The following is an 18,423-nucleotide window of genomic DNA, read 5'->3' as shown; positions in this document are numbered from 1 at the left end:
CCGGGCGGCCCGCCGCTCGTCCGTCCGGGCGCGCAGCAGGTCCAGCACGACGAGATACCGGTCGGTCCTTCCGAGCGCGTCGAAGGCCGCCTTCGCCGCGGGGCTGCGCTCCAGCGCCGCGGCGAGGTCGTCCGGGACCGTCGCGTCACGCTGGGACGCGTAGGCCACCGCCCAGCGCCCATCCGCCTTGGCGGCGTCCACCTCGGCCAGCCCGGCGGGGCGCATCCGCCCGGCGGCGGTCAACACGGCCACCCGCCGCACATTGACCATGGACCAGAGGCTGCCGGACCGGCGCGGGGTGATCCGCTGGAGGTAATGGGTGGCGTCGAGCGCTTTGCGCTGCCCGGTGATCCAGCCGTGGCAGAGCGCCGCGTCGTTCACCTCGGCGGCGGTGACGGAAGGCAGGCCCGAGCCCTTCTTGGCCACCTTGACCCACAGCCCCTGGTGCGGGGCGGGATGCCGGGAAAGCCAGGCGTCGAGGTCGGCGACGGTCTCGAACGAAAGTGGCTCCTGAGTCGTCATGGAAGCACCCTAGGCTCGAAATAGGACAGTAACTGGCCTATTGGAGCGTGAGCCGGATTCATCGCCAGCAGCGTGGCCGGCCGGGGCACCCGGCCGACACCGGCCCGACAGGCGAAGGACTCGCTGCGGAACGCCGGGGCTCTGGTGGACAAGCCCCAGTGGGCCCGCCCGCGCCCCGTCGCGATGCGGCGGTTCGGGGAACGGTCAAGCAGACCCGGGGGGCGGATTCAGGGTGTGGTCGACCAGCCGTTCCATGGTGTGCCGGACCGGCCCCGGGGCGAAGTGCTGCAGCGCGGCTCGTGCCTGATGGGCATGGTGGGTGGCCAAGTCTCGTGCCGCCGTGTCCCCCCGGCCTTCCTCGACGAGTCGGATGACGGTCCGGACGTGCTGGTCGTCGAGGGGCCGTCCGGTGAGGACGGTTCGCAGGTGTGTGCTGACGCTGCTGTTGAGGTGCAGGACGTGCAGCACCGGGACTCCGAAGGTGCCGGATGCGAGGTCGGAGGCCAGTGTCGTGCCCAGTCTGGTGGGCCGGCCGGTGGCGCTGCGTGCTTCCTCGGTCAGCTGGAAGGCCAGGCCGAGGTGGCGGCCGTATGCCGAGAGGGCGGTGACCTCGGCCGGTGTCGCGCCGGCGAGCAGGGCGCCCAGCTCACAGGGCAGGGCGAAGAGCGTGGCGGTCTGCTCCGTCAGGATCGCCACGCGCTCGGTCGTGGTGAGGTGGGGGTTGTGGGCATGGCGGAGTTGCCGGATCCGGCCTTCGGTGACGGTGGCGAGCGCCTGCGCCACGATCCGGCTCACCTCGGTGCCCGTGCGGGCGGCCAGCTCATTGGCCTTGCCGAGCAAGAAGTCGCCGACCATCAGCGCCAGCATGTTGCCCCAGTTCGCCGCCGTCCGGGCACGCGGGGCGTCCGCGTCGCGCGTGCCCTCCGTGACGCTGAGCCCGGCCAGGGCGGCGAGGCAGCCGAGCTCGACCGAGGCAGCGGCCAGGACGGCCGCGGCGGGATGGGGTCCTGGTGCGACGAGCCGGCCGGCGAGCAGGGTGAAGAGAGCCGGCCGCAGGGGAACGGTGGGCACGCCCCGCCCCATCGCGGTGATGCGACCGAGGAACGGCCAATCGGTGCGTACGGCGTCCAGGAGCACCTCGCTGACCGCGAGGAGATCCGCACGCAGCCGTGGCGCGCTCGCGCCGAGAACGCATGTGGCGTCGTCGAGGACGCGGGTCATGTGCAGTTCGCTGCACCCGTCCGGGAAGAGGAGCGCTTTGCGGCCCAGCGCGAACAGCGGCCGCTCACCTTCGAAGGTGCTGTGCAGCGTCCGCCAGACCATCAGGTGGCGGCGTGCGGATCGATCGCCGTCCTCGAAGTGGCCGACATAGCTGTTCCTGAGGCTGCGGACGTACCCGGAGAGATCCGGTGGGGCCGACAGCCCGGGCCGGAGCCGACTGTGGATGGCCGTGGCCGCCAGGCGGCCGGACTCCATGGCCGGCCCGATGCCGTGGCCTGTGAACGGGGACACCATCCCGGCGGCATCGCCCACCACCAGGACCCCGGGGGCGGTGCAGCGTTCGGGGACGAAGTCGAAACGCAGGGGCGCGGCCTCGCGGGCTGTGTCCTGTCGCAGGTGCGTGCAGCGCGGGTCGGTGTCCCGCAGGGCGCGGACGAACGTGTCCCAGAGGCCGCCCGGGTCACCACCCGGCCATGCTCCGAGGACTCCCACGCCGACGTTGGCGGTCGAGGGGCCGGTGGGAAAGACCCACCCGTAGGCGGGCGGATGCCCGTGTCCGGCCGGAGTCGTCACGGGCATGTGGATCTCCAGCATGTCGGTCAGCCCGGTCAGCCCGGACACGTAGCCCCGTACGGCGTGTCCGCGGCCCGTCGCGGCGCCCGTTCCGGAGGGGGGTGGGAGCAGTGCGTCGGATGCGGCCCCGCACGCCACCACCACGACGGGAGCCAGGAGCTGCGAACCCCGGCCGGACTGCGACACCTCCACGCCGACCACCACATCCTTGTCCCGCAGAAGCCGGACGGCTCGGGTGCGCGGCAGCATGTCGGCCCCGGCAGAGACCGCCTGCGCGCGGACCGCGTCGTCCAGGACGATCCGCGGCACGGTCAGTCCGCAGTCCCCCGCTTCGTGGGTGAAGGTGCGCCACCGCCGGTGCACGCGCACACGGGTGCCACGGATGCGCAGCGGATCCCGGTGCTCCTTCTGCAGCCGGTGCAGCACTCCCATCTCGCCGAGGAGGCGCACGGCCGGCGCCCCGACCGCATCGCCGCACGTCTTGTGCCGGGGGAACTCCTGCTCGTCCAGCAGGAGCACGCGCCGGCCGTAGCGGGCCAGCCAGTACGCCGTGGTGGCCCCGGCCGGCCCCGCGCCGACCACGATGACGTCTGCGTCCACGCTGCGGCCCCTTTCACCTGGACCTGGTGAGCACGTGCCGGGCCAGGTTCTCCATGGACTCGCGCGGTGGTCCCTCGGGCAGCACCCGGAGCGCTTCCAGGGCCTCCGCCGCGTGGGAGCGGGCCAGCTCGAGCACCGCGGGCCCGGCGTCGGTGCTCTCCACCAGCCGGTAGACCTCGGCCACCTGCTCGGCGGTCATGTCCTCACGGCCCAGCAGCGCGGCGAGCCGCGCGCCGACGTCGCCGCCCATCCGTACGGCGCGCAGCACGGTCAGGCAGTAGACCCCCTCGCGCACGTCGGTGCCGGTCGACTTGCCCGACCCGCGGCCCCGGCCCGGCAGGTCCAGGACGTCGTCGGTGAGCTGGAACGCCAGACCGAGGCTGCGTCCGTAGGACCGGAGGGCGTCCGCGTACGCCGGTGGTGCCTTGCTCAGCTGGGTGCCCAGGCGACAGGGCAGTTCGAACAGTGTGGCCGTCTTGCGTGCGAGGATCCGGAGGTGCTCCGCTTCGTCGAGGCCGGTGTCGTAGGCGTTCTCCGCCTCCTGGAGCTGTCCGCTGCACACGTCCAGGAAGGCCTCGGCCGCGACGCGGTTGGGTTCGTCGCCCAGGGTCACCAGGAGGCGCGAGGCCCGGGCGAACAGGTACGTGCCGGCGAGAGCGGCCAGTTCGTCGCCCCAGCGGGCGTTGGCACTGGGCCCGTCGCGCCGTGTGGGTGCCCGGTCCATCACGTCGTCGTGGTAGAGGGACGCGATGTGCACCAGTTCCAGTGCGGCTGCGGCCCGCAGCAGTTGCTCGCGCCGGCAGGTGCCGTAGGAGGCGGACAGCACCAGCAGGGCCGGTCTGAGCCGTTTGCCGCCCCGCTGCAGCAGGTGGCCGGCCATCATGCGCAGCAGCGGGTCGTCCGCGGTGGCCGCCTCGCGCAGGATGGCGTCGAGTCCGGTGAGAGCCGCTCGTGTGCGGGGGCACGCGAGCCAGTGCCGACCGGTCGGCTGGAGTGTCGTCACGGCTCGGGCTGCTGGAGGAAGTCGATCCGGGAGACCAACTGCTTCACCCGGTTGTGGAGTCCGGGGTGGTTGAGCATCTGGAGGATCTCACCGGGCTTGAGTCCCTGGGCGCCCTTGGCGAGGTTGAACAGTTCGTCCGCCACCGCGCCTTCCTCGGCGGTCATGTACTTCTTGGCCAGGTCGAGTGCCTGCCGTGCTTCGGCGAGGTCCTCGGCCGACAGGCGCGTCTCATCGACGTAGGGCCGGGCCATGATCCGTGTGATCAGCTCGGCATAGCGGTCGTACAGCCTGCGTGCGTGGGCCCGGTCCTCTTCGCTCAGCCGTGTCTGCCGGGCCCGGTTCACCAGCCTTTCCTCGTTGTGGAAGAACACATCGATCAGGTACTTGCCGATGCGCGTCCGGCTCAGGTGCTGCTCCCGGAACTCCTTCTCCAGTTGCTGGTGCACGGACAGGTCCTCGCCGAGCATGCTGGAAGCCATGGAGATGATCAGGCAGCCACTGCAGTGGTCCTCGTTGCCGCCCGCCCCGCCCTGGCAGACGATGGATCCCGAGTCCCCGCCTTCGCAGAGCCAGGCGGTGGCGATCTGGTTGTCGAACGTGGCCGGACCGAAGTCGTAGTTGAGCGTCAGCGTCGCGTCGATCTCGAGGACGGTCGAGGTCGTGTACTCGGTGGTGCGCCCGACCTTCTCGACGTTCATCCCGATCCGGGCGGTGGCGGTCGAGCCTGCTCCGGCGGGGAAAGCGATGTTGAGCTGGGACATCACGTCCTGGATGGGGTTGAGGAAGGTGCGGTTGCAGGAGCCGGCGAAGAGCAGTCCCACGGCGGGATGGCCGGGGCTCGGCATCGGCATGAGGTTGTTCATCATCCGGTCGACGACGTCACCAGGATTGGTCACCTGGGCGATGGCGGCATCGACGGTGTTGCCGGACATGCCGATGGTGATGAAGCGTTTGAGCGTGGCGATGGTGTCGCCGGGCGCGGTGCCACCGTCCATGGTGCCGGGCTGGATGATCGCGTCGCCGGGCATGGCGGCATTGTGATTGGCCAGGATGTGATTGTTGCTGAGGATGCACAGGCTCGAGTCGGTGTTGTCCCGTACCAGGCATCCCAGGGTTCCCGCGCTGACGAGCTGGTGGCCGACACTGATCCCGGAGGGCGCCGGCCGGGTCCGGGCCGTGAACTCCAGCGGGTAGACGGGCCCGGTCTCCACCACGTCGACCTCGATGGAGTCGCTTCCCACGTACAGGCGCCGGGGCAGGTGCCGGGAGCGCGGGAGGTACTGGTCGGAGACCTTGCGGGCCACGTAGATCACCACGGCGGGTTCATCGGTCCGGCGCCCGCCGGTGATCCGCTGCCCGAAGGCCATGCCCACGATGTTGGAATCCCGTTGGTACGCCGGCCAGTACGTCCTTCTCACGGTCTGGGACAAGGCCCGGGCTTTCGCATAGCGCTCGTCCACGCAGATCCTCTCCCGGTCCGCTCCTCCGGCCACGGCCGACCCCGGCCCACGTCACGGCCCGTGATGCGATCGGATGCGCAGCTCGCCGCACTTCCACCTACCTGAAGCATCCGATGTCCCACGCCCCGCGACCCCTTCTGATCGGCTGTGCCGGTGACAGCGCTCACCTGGCCGGTACGTCCTGATCGCCCGCGGGGTCGTCCCGGAGCGGCCGTCCCGCGGGCAGCGGCCCGGACCGGAGGTCCCCGCGGTACGCGGTCCTCCGGTCGCCGACCAGCGCCGGGCAGCCGTGCTCGCGCCGGCGGCGCGGCGGAGCCGGACGGCCGGTACGCTCGAGGACAAGGTCCGCATGATCCGTCGCGAACAGGCCAGAGCCCTCATGAGCGAGCCGAACACCCTTGAGCGCGTCCGCAGCACCCTGAACCGGCATCGGGCGCACATACTGGCGACCTACCGAGCCGTCGGATTGGGCATCGGACAGACGGCCCCGCCCGGCACCTCGTACTGCATCACGGTGTACCTGCAATCGAGCGCCGACCTCCCGCAGGAACCGGTCACCGTCGACGGAGTCCCGCTGCGCTTCCAGGTCACCGGCCCGATCCGGTTGATGCACCCGGGTGAGGCCTGACGAGCTCAGGGGCAGGCCGGGCGGGCGTTCGGCGAGAGCCGTCCGGGCCGGGGCGCCTCAAGGGTCTCCCCCAGGTCCTGGACAGCCGTCCGGGCCGCCACGTCGACCGCAAGGCCCCCTGTTGTTCCGAGATCCATGCCGATGCTGTTCCGGACGATGCTCGGCACGATCGCGACGGTGAGGGGGGCATGGCCGACGCACACCGGCTCGTGATCGGTGCTCCCTACGAGTGCGGGCACCGCGACCGGACACCGTCGTCCGCTACCCGGCAGAAACAACCGGGTGCTTCCGCCGTCTGCTTGGGCGGCATCCGGAACCAGCGCCCTCGTACTCCCCGGCCCATGCCGCCATCCGCGCTGTCCTCCGTCGTCATGGTGTCCTCGTGCCGTCCCGCCCTGGCGCTGCACTGCCTGTCTCCCCGAGTGCCCGCGCCAGCCGCTCGCGGTATGCCTGTAGCTCTGGCAGGCGGGGGTGTTGCGGAGCTACCCGTTCCACGGTTGTGACCAGGCGCTGGGCGCAAGCCATGGCCTTGTCCGGGTCGGCCGGCCTGCTCATAGGCGGAGATCATCGTCAGCAGCTCGTCGAGGGTGTCGGCATGGTGCGGTTCCAACACGCCCTCGCGGATGGCCAGGGCCTGTTCGAGGTGCGGCAGTGCTCGCTGTGGATGGCCGTCTTCCAGATAGTGCGATGGCCTTCTCGTTCCACCCCCTGCCGACAGCGCAACGGAGCCCGCGCCTTCCCAGGCGGACAAGGCGTCGAAGGAGTCCGCGCCGAGGGCACGGGTCGCGTGCAGGATGTTCTCCACGTGCAGCGCCAAGGCATGCTCGTGGGCCCGGGTGTCGCCCGGTCGCAACCGGTCGCCGTGGCACAGGGGCGGAGCCGTACGACGACGGCCATTCCGTCACCCGTGGCGCGGAAGCGTCCCTCGCGGCTCGTTTCGGGACCGCCTCTTTCTGCACCACGAAGAACGGCCGGCTCATCTGCATCGCGCCGGGTGACCAAGCCGATGTCCTGACCTGCTTCGCCAAACAGGCGCACGCCGCGACCGACGGCGGTCGGGTGGCCGTCGGCCGGGCGCGTCCGGGAGTCGGTGGAGTCGTCCCTTCGTACGAGGAAGCGCTCAACGCCCTGGGTCCGGGGGAGCGTATGAACCTGGACGACCCGTTGCTGCCCGCCGCCGACCTCCTCGTGCACCCGGTTCCCGCCCCGACCGGCAGGCGATGGCCGACCTCGTACGCGCGGTTCGCGGCCCGCTCCGGCGAGCCCGGGGCGCCAGCCGACACCCTCACGGCGTACTTCGACACCGGCTGCGTGGCGGCCGAGGCCGCACGGCGGCTGTCGCTGAGCGTCCGCGTGGTGACGTACCGCCTGGAGCGGATCCGCCAACCGACCGGAACCGACCCGGGCGGTTCCCGGGGGCCGCTCCGTGCTCCGGACGGCAGTGATCGGTGCCCGCCTGTTCGACTGGCCCGAGAAGGCGGAGCTGACGGCGCTCCGCCCCTGGCCGGTGGAGCCGGACGTCACCCTTTCGCAGTGCGCCCGTGTTCCTGGGCGTAGCCGTTGAGGACGTGCCCGGTCGTGCCGCCCGTGTGGAGGAAGCGCTCGTCGAGGGTGACCGCGAGGTCGTCGAGAGACACACGCAGGATCTCCCTGACCAGGCGCGGCTCTTCTCCGGCACCGTCCGGCACATGGTCCACCACTGCCGCGAGATAGGTGATGTTCGCGGCCAGCGAGGTACTCACGTCGCCGTCGTGGAAGTAGTACGACTCCGCGTACTGCCGGAAGTCCACACAGACGTGCGCCAGATCGGCGGCGAGGCTCTGCAATGCAGTGGTGGCCGTCGGTGTGTACCACTGCTGCCCGCTCAGGCCGGCGCGCCGGAGCTGGGAGATGCGCAAGGCGGTGGCCCGGCGTCTGGCCAGGGCGGGGTAGATGCCGAGCACCCAGGTGACCGTGGCTGTCAGCAGGGCGAAGCCGACGACGGCCTCCATGGGGCCGAGGATGCGCAGCCACGCGTCGGTCGGCGCGATGTCGCCGAGCCCGAGGGTGGCCATGGTGACGATGGAGATGTAGACGGCGTCGAGGAAACCGGCGTGTTCCGCCGGCGCGAGGCCCGTGGCGAAAGAGAAGCCGTGCGGCAGGTGGGGCCAGTACATCAGAGCCCACGCGGCGATGATGGTGACCGCCCACAGGGCCACGACGGTGACCATGCCCAGGGGCCCTGCCAGCCCGACCGCTCGGCGTCGGCCGTAGCGGGCGGAGAGCCGCCAGGCCGCGGTCATGACGCCTCGACTGAGCCCTCCGTGGCGGGTGGGGTGCCACAAGGTGTGGAACACGTCTCTGAGAGCGAGCATCGCCAGTGCGAAGCCGCCGAGCGTCACCAGCCACTTCGCCACCGCTCCTCCTCGGCACAGCCGTGCACCAGCCTAAGAGACCGCCTCCTTCGGCGCGAGCAGGCCACTGGCCGCCACGGGAGTGGTGCACGGCCAGCGGCAGGGTCGCCCCGGGAAGGCCGCCTGGCGACGGCGCTGGGAACCGGTGGGGACACGGGCCACGATTCCCCCCTCGGCCGGTGGGCCCCTCGTCGGCTTCGGACTCCTCCTCGTGCCGGAGTCCTTGTCACCGTGCCGGGTACACCGGCCCACCGTGGTCGGTACGCCGCCGCCCCCACCTGCCCGGCCGGCACCCGGCCGGACTCGTGTACGACAACGGTCCCGGCGACCGTCAAGGACACCGGCACCGAAGCCCACGGCGAGAGCATGCGGGAGATTCTGCCCGTCACCCGCAGGGCACGGGCGCCGTTCAGCGGGTACACAGGGCGGGACGGTCCGACCCGCCCCTGCACCTGCGGAGCCGGCTCAGCGGCGGTCGGCTCGCTGCCCTGCGCGACGCACGGCAGGGCCAGGGTGAGGGCAGCTGCGACGGTCGCGCCGTCAACCTCTTCGTGATCCACGTGACGCTCCAGCCGTCGAATGGGAGTCGGTGCCGTGGTTGCCCGTGGCGAAGCCGGGGAGCTCCTCGACGTACGGTGGCGGCTCCCGCCGCATCCACGTCCCCCCACGGCGTTCATCAGGGGAATGCAGGTGGCGGCACGACAGGACGATCGCGACCCGGTACGGCGCGCACCAGAGGACGGGGAAACGCACGGTATTACGGCGTGGGCCGCAGCGGCAGCGACGCGCCCCGTGCCGGCCCCACCGGCCGGAACGATGGTCGACGGCATCATGGTCGCGGTCGAGGCCGGTGCGGGCGCCGGGGGTGTGGACGGCTCACACGGTCGTGGAGGACCGGCCGAGGGCCACCGTCCGCGCAGACCGCTGCACCCGCAGCCGGGAACCGCCGGGGTGGCGCTGCTGACGGCGCCGGTCCGCACCGGAGGCCGAGGGACAACCTTGCCGGTCCAGTGGCCAGGGAACGGCTCGGTGAACACCTGACAGAAACGGTGCGCTGGATGTCGGGTGCCCGGGCCCGGTGTCGCCGGACGATGGCAGCATGGATGACACGACCTTGGTATCCCGTTTCCTCCGCAACGGCTTCGTCAAACTGGAGGGGGCCGTCGCGCCTCGCGTGGCCGCGGACTGCTCACGGCTGCTGTGGCGGGAGACGGGCTGCGACCCGGACGATCAAGCGACATGGACCCAGCCTGTGCACTGGGTGGCCGGCATGGCCCAGGGGCCGTTCGCCGCAGCGCCCAACTCCCCCTCGCTGCACCGCGCGTACGACCTGCTGGTCGGTGAGGGACGCTGGGAGCCGCGCTACTCGCTGGGCACGTTCCCCCTGCGCTTCCCGCACGAGGAGGAACCGGATGACGCGGGCTGGCACATCGAAGGAAGCTACCTGCCGGAGGGCGAGAGCTGGTACTTCACCAACCTGCGTTCGCGGGGCCGCGCGCTGCTGATGCTGTTCCTGTTCAGCGAGGTCGGTGAGGACGACGCCCCGACCCGGATACGGGTCGGCTCACACCTCGACGCACCGAAGGTGCTGGAGAAGTACGGCGAGGACGGGGCGAGTGGACTGGTCCTCGCGCCCGAACTGGTGGCGGCGTCCGAACACCGGCCGATCGCCCTCGCCACCGGATCCCCGGGGGACGTCTTCCTGTGTCATCCCTTTCTGGTACACGCGGCGCAACCGCACCATGGTGTGCGGCCGCGCTTCATGGCCCAGCCGCCGCTGATGCCAGCGGCGCCGTACGAATTGCAACGGGCCGACGGCGTGTACTCACCCGTGGAGGTCGCGATCCGCCAGGGCCTGGGTCAGCACACGCCGGTCGACAACCTCTCCTGAGAAACACTCGTCCCGGCACAGCCACATACGGGCAACAGGTCCCCTGGGCACGTCCTCACCGGCCATGGTGTCCGGCACGGCTGTCGGCGACAGCCGTCGTACGGCCGCCGGAAGGGAGGCCACGGGCCGGGACGGACAGCAGACAGCGCCAGGCGGGCGGTTTCGGCACGGACGCCCGCCGTCGGCCCTCCCTCGTCTGCCGCAGCAGCGGGTGACGCCTGTCGGAGGCGATGCGAGCAGCCAAGTGTCCGCTTCAGCAGGGGCCCTTGTCCTGGCCCGTGCCGCACACGGGGCCCGGGTCCTCGTAAATGGAGATCAGGAAAATGATGAAGGCCACTCGCTGGACTTCTGCGCCGCTTCGCCTACCTCCACTACGGCCTCGCGGTGCTCCTGGCCTTCGCCGGCGTCAAGCTCATCCTTTCCGAGACCCCCGTCGGCGAGCTGCCCATCCCCCTCACCCTCGGCGTCATCGCCGTCACCATCATGACCTCCATCACCTGGTCCTTGATCGCCACCCGCGGCCGGCCCGGTGACGCGGAGGAGCAGCCGACGAGGGTCGGGAATCGTGGTGCCGGCTGAAGCAGCCTTCAACCGCCTACCGCCCTGCGCCCCGTCCGTCCTCAGGCAGCCGCCCACGCAACCATGAGCGGTCACCCTTGAACGGGCGACCGGGTCGCGGGCCGTCGGGGATCGGCCGGCGGAGGACCTTCAGGCTTCGGTGACGAGCAGGCACGGCTCGCAGCGTCATCGAGCGCGGCTCCGGCCTGAGGCAGTTTCCGGCTGTCGCCACCCAGCTCACTCATGCGGTTGACTCGCGGACGATGATCGACTGTCAGAAGCCCCGGTGCCACCGGCCCCAGGACGTCCCGCGATCAACCATGCACGGACCCGCGTGCAGGAAGCTACGTGACCCGGGATGGTGATGACAGCGGCAACGGCCAGGGCGGATCCCCGGGGGGCTCGCCGCCGCGATCCGGAGCATGAGCAGCTCGCTGCGAGTGGCCCCGCTGAAGCCGACCCAGGGCCCGATCCGCGAGACGGGTCAGGTGCCGTGACCCGGGACGGGCACGGTGGTGGTCCAGCTTGGTGGAGCGCATCAGGATGGGGTTCCCTCCGCGCACACCGCTGCGTCAGGGTTCAGCGGCAGGGCGCGCACGTGGTCGGGTGAGAGGTGCAGCTCGTACGGCAGGCAGCAGTCGGAACAGAGGGTGGCGACCCGCGTTCCACAGGTGCAGAGCTGGTTCAGTCCGCCGTAGGGAGTGGCCCCGCAACACGCGGCGGAGGCGTGCCGCGTCGTCAGCCCGCGGGCGTCGTCCGGGTTCATGACGATGTTGCCTCGCGGCCCCTGGGAGACCAGCGGCTGCCCCTCGGGGTTGCAACGAGTCCCGTGGCGCGGCATCACAGGGCCGGGTACCTCGGCAACGACGAGAGGCGCACCGTACGGTTCCGTCTCGATCGCATAGAAGCCCGGCGGCACAGTAGCCGGTGACGGCCCCATTTCTTCCGCCTCCCACCACGCGTAGGAGGGAGCCTCGGGCATCGCCGGCAAACGCTTCAGCGGCCCCGTCAGCGCCGCGCCGCAGGCAGCGCACGCGAACACGATCGGCTCAGGCGTGTCCCACTCGGCCATGGCCGCGTCAGGATCGTCGGCCGGCTCACTCCCCGGCTCACCGCTGATTTCATCCTGATGACGCTGGTCCTCCACAGCGAAACCCTATCGGAGCGGGCCCGCAGTCCGGCGGCCGTCCGCCCGGCCTCCCTGCGTATGGCCGCGCGGCATGCTGTTCGCGGTCGACCCGCGGCGGCCTGGCGGACAGTCGTCGGAAGCGTGAGCAGTTGCCGGCTCCGGGGACTCCGCCCACTTCGATGTCAGCACCGCCTGGGACGCTCCTGCGCATGAAGCAGAAGATCATGCCGACTCTCCGGCAGATCACCGGCATGGACCAGGTCACTCCCGGCCTGACGCGTCAGCTCATTGCCTGCTGGGTAGCGGTCACGAACGCGGGTGGCGCTGCGGGATTCCCCTTCCCTCCGGTCCATGACGACGATGTCGCGCCGGTCACGGACGAGCTCCTCGGCAGTCTCGCCCGGTCGCGCAGCCGCCTCATCGTCGCCGAGTCCGGCGAGGCGCTTGTCGGATGGGTCGTGCTCAAGCGTGATCCCTTTCGGCTCGTCGCCCACTGGGGAACGGTCCACCACCTCCAGACCCACCCACGGTTCCGCGGGCGTGGTGTCGGCTCCGCTCTCATGCAGGAACTGCGGACGGTGGCCCGTGACGAGCTGGGGCTGGAGCAACTCCGGCTCACGGCCCGGGGGAAGGAAGGGCTGGAGGACTTCTACGGCCGCCTTGGATGGCGGGAGGTCGGCCGCTGGCCCAGCGCCCTGCGCTTCGCGCCCGACGACACACGGGACGAGGTCCTGATGCTCCTCGATCCCCTCTGACCAACAGCCCCTGACACGCGTCGCCTCGACCACTCGCGAGCCCGGACGAGGATGGTGGTGAGGCGGAGGACAGCCTGACGGACGAGAGCGGGCTTCTCCGTTCGCATGAAGGGACCACGATACGGGTGGGCCGGTCGATACATCGTTCGACCGCGTTGCGCGGCTTGTACGCTCCGGCACCGACAGCCGGACCGGCAGCGCAGGGGACGGCCCGTCCCGGAGGCTAACTCCTCCAGCCGAACCCGCACCGCCGCAAGCTCCCCAGCCCTCAAACAGCCAGCGAACCACCAGACACCATCGCAACAAGAGCAGCTGACAAAGCACTACCAGGAGCTGCCGCAGCAGCGCCCCGGCAGCGCGACCCAGCCGGTTGGCGCCACGCGGCGCCGCCACAGCGCGACGGTACAAGGGCTGATCGCCGCCCGCCAAGACGCCGACGGGGCGAGCGGTGGCGTACACCTACCGGACTCTCCTCGGCCCCGAGGTGCCGAGGTACTCAGCACCGCTGGACCGTCGGCACACCCCTCCGGTCAGCCCGTCCCGGGCTCCGACCATGGGCGGCGGTCGCCTCGGAATGGGGGACCGGTGAGGTGGTGCAGTGCCACACCGTGTTCGGCGAGCCGCTCCGGCAGGCGTGACAGGGAGGGAAGTTGCTCGATGTGGTGGACCCCGGCGGGCAGTGAATTGCTGAGCAGTTCCCGGGTGACGTACGCGGCGACCAGCGCGGTGACACGGCTTTGCGCCCGTCCGGTCACAGCGTACGCGGCATGGCGGTCCCCGCGGTGGGCGTCGGCCCGCAGGGCGAAGAGGTCACCGCCGAGGTGGACCCGGCGGAAGGAGGCGATCAGGGCTCGCCGTACGACCGCGTACCGGGCGGCCCGGCGCAGCGCGAAGAGGGCCGCGGTCAGTGGTGCGGAGTCCAGGCAGAGACGGGTCGTGACCCGCGCGCCGTCGAGGGTGCGTGGAAGGGTGTGCTGGTCGGAGAAGGGAAACGGGTGCGCGGTGCGCGTGCCGTGGCCGGGCAGGGGGACGCGCAACCGCCCCGCCGCCGAGGGTGCTGCCAGGTTCTCGACCGTCCAGCGGACCGCGTCCGCGCCGTGGGCTTCGCCGGCGCCGAGCAGCACGGTCAGGTCGATGCGTTCGGAGCCGCCTACCGCCTCGTGAGCCCGGCGGGCCAGGAGATTCGTCAGCCCCGGGGCCACGCCGACACTCAGCACCCCGGTCGCTCCGGCGTCGGCCGCCACCTCGTGCAAGGCCGCCACCGACTCGAGCAGCCGGGGCGTGGCCCCGATGTCGACCACGTGCACGCCCCGCTCGAAGCAGACGCGTGCGACGCGCGCGTCGGGCGGTTCCACGCACATCACGACCGCGGCCACGTCACCCAGCTCTGTCAAAGTCCGCCGGAAGGCGGCCGGATCGGTGACGTCCACACGCACGCCGCCCAGGCGCCGCGCCCTGGCTTCATCGCGTCCGCCGACCACCACCCGGTGCGGGAACCAACCGGAGAGCGTCGCGGCCACGGTCGTCCCCACGGCACCGTAGCCGCCGGCCACCAGGACCCGCCCACCATTCACTGTAGTCATACTCCAGTGAAACACACTGTAGTGTCACTACAGTCAAAGATGAGGGTCGACCTCCTGAGGAGGGGAACGCAGGTGCCCGCAGCCCTGACCCGAGCGGAGAAGGCACGCCGCACGCGGCAGCGGATGCTCGATGCCGCGGCCCGGCTGTTCACGGAGAAGGGCTGGACCGCCACGACGGTCGCGGACATCGCCCGCACCGCCGAAGTCGGCGTCCAGACCGTGTACTTCACCTTCGGCACCAAGCGGAAGTTGCTGGCGGAACTCCTGGACACCACCGTCGCCGGCGACCTCGACCCGGTCGCCACCCTGGACCGGCCCTGGGCCCGCGAGATCCTCGACGAACCTTCCCCCGCCACCCAGCTCGCCCTCCAGGCCGCCGGAGCGCGCCGCATCCTGGAGCGCTCCGCGCCCGTTCTCGACGTGGTGCGTGCCGCGACCGCCGACCCGGAGATCGCCGCGCTATGGCGTACCAACGTCGATCAGCGCCACGCGGTCCAGCTCCGCTTCGCACAAGCCCTCGCCGCGAAGGGTGCTCTGCGGCACGGCCACGACAGCGAGTCGGCAGCGGACATCGCGCTGGCCGTCCTCGGCCCGGAGAGCTACGGCCTCCTCGTCACGACCAGAGGCTGGTCTCCGGCCCGGTGGGAGGAATGGGCCGCCGACTCACTGGCGCGGCAGCTCCTCGCCTGAGCACGAGGTGAGGCACGCGCACTGTTGTGCCGCTCCGGGACCCGCCGTCGTGGGCGGTCAACGGTGGACCGGTCACCGGCGGATCGGACGGCACCAATCAGGGCATGGCGGCGGCACTGTCACCGGTGACCTGGCCGACGGCACGACGGAAGGGAGCGGCAGGCCGACCGGCGGCACGTCGAGCGGGCCCACGCAGGGTGCGACCACCGGAATCACAGCCGGCAGGACGGCCGGGACCACCCCGGATGCGACGGCTCTTGAGCGTTCAGGCCCGGTTGTCTCCGTCAATCCGACGGGGACAGACCGGGTCACGCGCGTGTGGCGCCCATGGTTCCCTCCCCGGCACCCGGGCGACAACCGGGAGTCACGGGGGCGCTGGAAGGAGCGACCGACGAACACCGGGGTCACCGGGCACGGCGGCATCGCCGCACATTTCGAGAGATGTCGAAAAACTGGACAACACCGGACCCTGCCGGGGAATTTGAGTGCGAGGCCAGGGCGCGGAGGCCTGCGGGTGCCATCCGAGAGAGGAAAGAGGGAACCGTGAAATCCAGAATGAGACAATGGATGTCGATCGGACTCGCCGGCTTACTGCTGGTACTGGGAACCCAGCAAACCGCGTCAGCGTCCCCATCCGACCTGCGATTCATGACGCAGGCGCGTGCGGCGGGGTTGTCGGATCGACAGGCGATCGCCCTGCAAAACAAGGTGGATGACTACCTGGTCAAGCTGCGTGGTCGTGGCACACAGATTTCACCGAACCAGATCGACTTGAGCGGGGCGGTCCTCAACGTGTCCGTCCCCGGCGAGAGGTCGCCGCGACAGCTCGTACCGGCGGCAGCGCCCGAGTATCAGGCGACCGTGTGCAAGGACTGGTCATCGACGTGGAGCCCTGTTCCGTACGGATGGTTCTGCGCGTATGAGTACCAGTGGGGCTCCGGTGACTCCATCGGCATGTACGCCTGCGACAACTACTTCATCCCGTTCTACTCCACGGGCTCCTGGCAGAACAACCAGACCACCGGCACGGTTCCACGGCTCTACTACACCAGCCTGGACTGGTCGGACATGCCTGCGGCCTTCTCGATGCAGGGGTACCACATGAACTGGTCGCGGGTTAACTCGATCACCAACTGCCGGTAGCGCACGAGCCCAAGCGCAGCGTGTGCCCCGAGTGAACCCGTGGTCCAGGCGGCGGCGTGCCGGCATGGGGCGTGTCGGCCGCCCGGGGCCGCGGCTACTGAAGGGCGGGGTACCCGACGCGCCACGGCGGCACGGCACGGCACGGCCGCGTACGACGGACAGGGTGTCGGACGAAGCCGGCTTCCTGCGAAGCAAGTGCTGCTGGCGAGCCTCCGCCAATCCAGTTCGCAGTGCACCTCTGCGGGAACGGGGCTGGACAGGTGCCGTGCAGCAGCCGCTGCCTACGGCGGGCCCCGTCCGAAAGAAGGAGCATGCAATGTCGCAGATCAGCCCGCCGCTCTGGACATGCTGGTGGACGAGCTGGATGCACGCGTCACCGAAACCGAGTTGAGGCCCGGCGCTGCCGAGACGCAGGAATGTGAATCCATGCTGTGCTCGACCATCTGTGACGAGGGTCAGCGCAGCGAGCCGCACGACCACCGGCCCGCCTGGGGCGGGGCCGGCTGGCTGGCTGACTGACTGACTGACCACGGTGAGGTCACTCACCGGCCCACGTCGGCCGGGACGGCCACGGCGTCCCACGCCCCCGTCCCGCAGACTGGTCCGATGCTCACCATCGGTGAGTTGGCGTCGCACGCCGGAGTGACGGTGCGCGCGGTGAGGCACTATCACGCCAAAGGGCTGCTGGAGGAGCGGGACCACTCCGGCTACCGGAGGTACGACGCCTGCGCTGTGCTCAAGCTGATCAGGATCCGGACCCTCACCGAGGCCGGGGTCCCGCTGGCGCGTGTACGGGAGCTGCTACGGGCCGACGAAAGGGGGGTCGCCGCGGCGGTCGCAGACATCGACAAGCGGCTGCGGGCGGAGATCAGGGTGCGGCAGCGGCACCGGGAGAGGATCGCCCGCCTTGCCTCCGGGGACCACCTGGCGCTGCCCCCGGACGTGGTCGAGTACCTGGAACCGGCTCCGGGCGCTCGGGGTCGACGAGCGGATCGTCCAGGTCGAACGCGACGGCTGGATCCCCCTGGTCGCGCGCTCCCCCGAGCGAGTGCCGGAGTGGCTGGCACGCAAGCAGGAGCAAAATCACCGACCCGCAGCTCATCGGCTTCCACCTCACGCTGGGCCGGGCACTCGACCGGACCGATGAGGCGCCAGGGCTGGTCGAGCTGGCCGACGAACTGGCCCTCTACCTCACGCGCATGGCCGACGATCGGGGCGAGGACTACATCGACGACACCGACATCGAGCCGCCCTCGTCGCGCTGATGGACGCCCTGGCGTTCGACGTGGTTCCGCCGGCCCGCGGCTGATCGAGAGCTGCTCAGACAGCGAGGGTGGACCGGCTGGACCAAACTGGAGCGCCTCACCCCCACAGCGGATGGGTCCGGAACGCGACGGGAGGAAGCCGCTCGGCGACGTTCCCGGCGTGGACGGTGACGGCGGCCGGGGCGCAGGGGGCGGGCGGTGTGCAAGCGGCGGCAGCTCCGCCCGGTCATGTCGGGGACGTTTGCGGCGTACGGGAGGGCCGCCCTGCCGCGGCCTGTCCGAGGTCTGCTGCCAGCACCGCCTCCCCGCCACGGCGCCGGCATCATCCGGCCCGGCGCCCGGTGGGCCGTCCAGCAGTTCCACCGGCCGGGACGGACCCGAACAGGTCGGCTGTCCGGACGCGCCTGCCACTCGCCGCGCGACGGGCCGAACTGAGCAACAGGCCCCTGATCAGAGTGTCTTCTTGAAGCCCACGTGGGAGGCCTCGAAGCCGAGCCGCTCGTAGAAGCGGTGGGCGTCGGTGCGCGTGACGTCGGAGGTCAGCTGGACGAGTCGGCAGTCCTGGCGGCGGGACTCCTCGACGGCCCATTCGATGAACCGCGTTCCCAGGCCGCCGCCGCGCTCGTCGGCATGGACGCGCACGCCCTCGATGATCGAGCGGGTGGCACCCCGGCGGGAAAGCCCCGGAACGATCGTCAGCTGGAGGGTCCCGACCACCTTGCCCCTGCGAACGGCCACGACCACGTGCTGGTTCGGGTCCTTCGCCAGGCGCTCGAAGGCGGCGAGATACGGGGCGAGTTCGTCGGGGGATTCGCGCTGTGCGCCCAGGGGGTCGTCGGCGAGCATCGCGACGATGTATGGGAGGTCTTCCTCGGTGGCCGGGCGTATCTCAAGATCGCTCATGCCCTGCAGAGTAGTCACGGCCTCCTGGGCGACGGGATGCTTCCGGACCGATCCGGCCGCCTGCCGGGCAACGGCGGCCCGCCGATGCCGGCGAAAGCCGCAGCGG

Annotated in this window: 15 protein-coding genes and 2 pseudogenes; 9 read left to right on the top strand and 8 right to left on the bottom strand. The window is 70.9% G+C overall.

Annotated elements, in window-relative coordinates:
• The 4 genes from IH00_RS0133325 to IH00_RS39180 form a co-directional block, all read right to left on the bottom strand.
• A partial coding sequence (locus IH00_RS0133325; RefSeq protein WP_052411840.1) for a YdeI/OmpD-associated family protein occupies positions 1 to 522 on the bottom strand: 522 nt, incomplete at its 3' end.
• 204 nt (positions 523 to 726) lie between these two features.
• Positions 727 to 2,916: a geranylgeranyl reductase family protein gene (locus IH00_RS0133320; RefSeq protein WP_031079806.1), complete on the bottom strand. Its 2,190-nt coding sequence runs from the start codon at positions 2,914 to 2,916 to the stop codon at positions 727 to 729.
• Between the two features lie 13 nt (positions 2,917 to 2,929).
• Positions 2,930 to 3,919: a polyprenyl synthetase family protein gene (locus IH00_RS0133315; RefSeq protein WP_052411839.1), complete on the bottom strand. Its 990-nt coding sequence runs from the start codon at positions 3,917 to 3,919 to the stop codon at positions 2,930 to 2,932.
• Positions 3,916 to 5,286 carry a chymotrypsin family serine protease gene (locus tag IH00_RS39180; protein ID WP_158828078.1) on the bottom strand — a complete coding sequence of 457 codons (1,371 nt, stop codon included), beginning with the start codon at positions 5,284 to 5,286 and terminating at the stop codon, positions 3,916 to 3,918. Before IH00_RS39180 ends, IH00_RS0133315 begins: the two co-directional genes overlap by 4 nt.
• Before the next feature lie 442 nt (positions 5,287 to 5,728).
• Between IH00_RS39180 and IH00_RS0133305 the strand changes: the two genes are divergently transcribed.
• Both IH00_RS0133305 and IH00_RS41055 read left to right on the top strand, forming a co-directional pair.
• Positions 5,729 to 6,007, top strand: coding sequence for a hypothetical protein (locus IH00_RS0133305; RefSeq protein ID WP_031079803.1), 279 nt, complete (start codon positions 5,729 to 5,731; stop codon positions 6,005 to 6,007).
• 687 nt (positions 6,008 to 6,694) lie between these two features.
• Entirely contained in the window at positions 6,695 to 7,564 is an 870-nt protein-coding gene (locus tag IH00_RS41055; protein ID WP_420710965.1) for a PucR family transcriptional regulator, read from the top strand.
• Here IH00_RS41055 and IH00_RS0133295 read toward each other — a convergent pair.
• The gene (locus tag IH00_RS0133295) at positions 7,528 to 8,403 is read right to left on the bottom strand and encodes a potassium channel family protein (protein ID WP_039947683.1); all 876 of its coding nucleotides are present in this window, start codon (positions 8,401 to 8,403) and stop codon (positions 7,528 to 7,530) included. The genes IH00_RS41055 and IH00_RS0133295 overlap by 37 nt on opposite strands.
• Positions 8,404 to 9,499: 1,096 nt before the next feature.
• Here IH00_RS0133295 and IH00_RS0133285 point away from each other — a divergent pair.
• Positions 9,500 to 10,291 (top strand): phytanoyl-CoA dioxygenase family protein, encoded by a 792-nt coding sequence (locus tag IH00_RS0133285; protein ID WP_031079800.1) that lies wholly within the window; start codon positions 9,500 to 9,502, stop codon positions 10,289 to 10,291.
• 336 nt (positions 10,292 to 10,627) lie between these two features.
• Positions 10,628 to 10,834, top strand: a pseudogene (locus tag IH00_RS0133275) (tellurium resistance protein TerC); the annotation flags it as partial.
• A gap of 553 nt (positions 10,835 to 11,387) precedes the next feature.
• Here IH00_RS0133275 and IH00_RS0133270 read toward each other — a convergent pair.
• Positions 11,388 to 11,996: a hypothetical protein gene (locus tag IH00_RS0133270; protein WP_052411836.1), complete on the bottom strand. Its 609-nt coding sequence runs from the start codon at positions 11,994 to 11,996 to the stop codon at positions 11,388 to 11,390.
• Positions 11,997 to 12,187: 191 nt separating this feature from the next.
• Between IH00_RS0133270 and IH00_RS0133265 the strand changes: the two genes are divergently transcribed.
• Positions 12,188 to 12,733, top strand: a complete 546-nt coding sequence (locus IH00_RS0133265; RefSeq protein ID WP_031079797.1) for a GNAT family N-acetyltransferase — start codon at positions 12,188 to 12,190, stop codon at positions 12,731 to 12,733.
• Positions 12,734 to 13,263: 530 nt separating this feature from the next.
• Here the strand turns inward: IH00_RS0133265 and IH00_RS0133260 are convergent.
• Positions 13,264 to 14,316, bottom strand: a complete 1,053-nt coding sequence (locus IH00_RS0133260; protein ID WP_078888095.1) for a saccharopine dehydrogenase family protein — start codon at positions 14,314 to 14,316, stop codon at positions 13,264 to 13,266.
• A 72-nt stretch (positions 14,317 to 14,388) separates the two neighbouring features.
• Here IH00_RS0133260 and IH00_RS0133255 point away from each other — a divergent pair, with 72 nt between their 5' ends.
• The 4 genes and pseudogenes from IH00_RS0133255 (at position 14,389) to IH00_RS41050 (ending at position 17,585) form a co-directional block, all read left to right on the top strand.
• Positions 14,389 to 15,006: a TetR/AcrR family transcriptional regulator gene (locus IH00_RS0133255; protein ID WP_031079795.1), complete on the top strand. Its 618-nt coding sequence runs from the start codon at positions 14,389 to 14,391 to the stop codon at positions 15,004 to 15,006.
• 567 nt (positions 15,007 to 15,573) lie between these two features.
• On the top strand, positions 15,574 to 16,149 hold the full coding sequence (locus tag IH00_RS0133250) for a hypothetical protein (RefSeq protein ID WP_031079794.1): 576 nt from the start codon (positions 15,574 to 15,576) through the stop codon (positions 16,147 to 16,149).
• Positions 16,150 to 16,494: 345 nt separating this feature from the next.
• Positions 16,495 to 16,668, top strand: a complete 174-nt coding sequence (locus IH00_RS43040; RefSeq protein ID WP_158828076.1) for a hypothetical protein — start codon at positions 16,495 to 16,497, stop codon at positions 16,666 to 16,668.
• An 87-nt stretch (positions 16,669 to 16,755) separates the two neighbouring features.
• Positions 16,756 to 17,585: pseudogene (locus tag IH00_RS41050) on the top strand (MerR family transcriptional regulator).
• A gap of 279 nt (positions 17,586 to 17,864) precedes the next feature.
• Here the strand turns inward: IH00_RS41050 and IH00_RS0133240 are convergent.
• On the bottom strand, positions 17,865 to 18,317 hold the full coding sequence (locus IH00_RS0133240) for a GNAT family N-acetyltransferase (protein WP_031079793.1): 453 nt from the start codon (positions 18,315 to 18,317) through the stop codon (positions 17,865 to 17,867).
• Positions 18,318 to 18,423 lie beyond the last annotated feature (106 nt).

Source organism: Streptomyces sp. NRRL S-118 (genome assembly GCF_000716335.1).
Taxonomy (GTDB): domain Bacteria; phylum Actinomycetota; class Actinomycetes; order Streptomycetales; family Streptomycetaceae; genus Streptomyces.
Note: the sequence above shows the minus strand (reverse complement) of the source record. Positions and strands in the feature narration are given on the sequence as shown.

Coding starts and splice junctions, on each gene's coding strand:
- IH00_RS41055 (WP_420710965.1), top strand. CDS start 6,695: ATGGCCTTCTCGTTCCACCCCCTGCCGACAGCGCAACGGAGCCCGCGC.
- IH00_RS43040 (WP_158828076.1), top strand. CDS start 16,495: ATGCTGGTGGACGAGCTGGATGCACGCGTCACCGAAACCGAGTTGAGG.
- IH00_RS0133305 (WP_031079803.1), top strand. CDS start 5,729: ATGATCCGTCGCGAACAGGCCAGAGCCCTCATGAGCGAGCCGAACACC.
- IH00_RS0133285 (WP_031079800.1), top strand. CDS start 9,500: ATGGATGACACGACCTTGGTATCCCGTTTCCTCCGCAACGGCTTCGTC.
- IH00_RS0133265 (WP_031079797.1), top strand. CDS start 12,188: ATGAAGCAGAAGATCATGCCGACTCTCCGGCAGATCACCGGCATGGAC.
- IH00_RS0133240 (WP_031079793.1), bottom strand. CDS start 18,317: ATGAGCGATCTTGAGATACGCCCGGCCACCGAGGAAGACCTCCCATAC.
- IH00_RS0133250 (WP_031079794.1), top strand. CDS start 15,574: ATGTCGATCGGACTCGCCGGCTTACTGCTGGTACTGGGAACCCAGCAA.
- IH00_RS0133260 (WP_078888095.1), bottom strand. CDS start 14,316: ATGACTACAGTGAATGGTGGGCGGGTCCTGGTGGCCGGCGGCTACGGT.
- IH00_RS39180 (WP_158828078.1), bottom strand. CDS start 5,286: ATGGCCTTCGGGCAGCGGATCACCGGCGGGCGCCGGACCGATGAACCC.